The sequence below is a fragment of the Thalassospira sp. UBA1131 genome, from assembly GCF_002311515.1.
In the GTDB taxonomy this organism is placed as follows: Bacteria; Pseudomonadota; Alphaproteobacteria; order Rhodospirillales; family Thalassospiraceae; genus Thalassospira.
In genome coordinates this window covers 17,706-18,836 of the sequence record NZ_DCAO01000134.1, presented here as the reverse complement: position 1 = coordinate 18,836, position 1,131 = coordinate 17,706, and the positions used below count along the sequence as shown (strand labels likewise).

The 1,131-nt window shown below is 52.8% G+C and carries 2 protein-coding genes; one reads left to right on the top strand and one right to left on the bottom strand.

Annotated features, from left to right (window positions below; translation table 11 throughout):
• Nucleotides 1-380, bottom strand: a 380-nt coding sequence (locus B3Z49_RS21930) for a sulfite oxidase heme-binding subunit YedZ (protein ID WP_349676410.1), incomplete at its 3' end; no start/stop codon positions are given.
• Nucleotides 381-581: 201 nt separating this feature from the next.
• On the opposite strand from B3Z49_RS21930, the gene B3Z49_RS21925 reads away from it, so the two are divergent.
• Nucleotides 582-1,004, top strand: coding sequence for a CoA-binding protein (locus B3Z49_RS21925; protein ID WP_296994986.1), 423 nt, complete (start codon nucleotides 582-584; stop codon nucleotides 1,002-1,004).
• Nucleotides 1,005-1,131 lie beyond the last annotated feature (127 nt).

Here is a 1,131-nt window from a genome sequence, read left to right as displayed (position 1 = left end):
ATCAGGGCAACAAACCCGATTGTCAGATAAATCCGCAAAACGATCTCGCTGGCAATGCGGCCAAGATCAAGGTTTTGGCTGATCGCATACAGGCCAAAATGGATCATCACATAGCAAAAGGCAGCCACACCAACTTGGCGGCGCACCTGTACCAGTTTTGAAAATCGGGTTATTCGGCGAAGCGGTGTCACCAGAAGCGTGATCAGTAATATCCGGATGGTCCATTCACCGCTTTCCAGAATGGCTTCCTTGACCGGGATGGTTGCCCCGCCCTCGGCAATGACCGGCCACAACAACACGATGCCGGGCACAAGAAGTGCAATAAAGACAGCCAGTTTGAAAAAGGAAAACCGCCCGGAAGGATCAAGCCATGGAAACATACAAAATAACCCTGTCAGGTTTCGCCGATCCCCCAGTCAAAAAGCATTTGGTGGTCGCCGTCACTTAAATTGCCATCAACTTTCCGCGAGGGCAGCCATTCGCACGCCCGTGACATGCTTGGTGACGCATATCAACGTTGCAGGAAGCCACCACTCATATAACATTCATACACAGTGATCACCCGAAGTGGATGAACCCAAATGGCCGAATTTCAAAATCCCACCGACCCGGAAATCAAAACGCTTCTGGAAACGACAAAGACCATCGCGCTTGTTGGCGCCAGCCCCAAGCCGGAACGCCCGTCAAACCGGGTGATGAAGTTCCTGCTTGATCAGGGATACAAAGTTATTCCGGTCAATCCCGGTCAGGCAGGCGGCACCATTCACGGTCAGACTGTTGTAGCACAACTTTCCGATATCGCCGATCCGGTCGATATGGTCGATATTTTCCGTAACAGCGAGGATGCGGCTGGCGTCGTCGATGAAGCCATCGCGATTGGTGCAAAGTCGGTCTGGATGCAGCTTGGCGTGATCAATCCAGAGGCTTGTGCGAAGGCCGAGGCAAACGGCATGACCGCGGTCATGGATCGCTGCCCGGCAATTGAACTGCCACGCCTGGCCTAAAGTACCAGTCCGACAGGACGCCATTGCATTACGACAACAAAAAAGGCACCGGATCATCCGGTGCCTTTGTCGTTTCAAAACATCTTTGAAAAGCTTAGCTAAGCCCGCACTGCGCAATCAGATCCGG

What these genes read in the sequence shown, in the direction of transcription:
- B3Z49_RS21925 (WP_296994986.1), top strand. Translation starts at nt 582, where the DNA reads ATGGCCGAATTTCAAAATCCCACCGACCCGGAAATCAAAACGCTTCTG.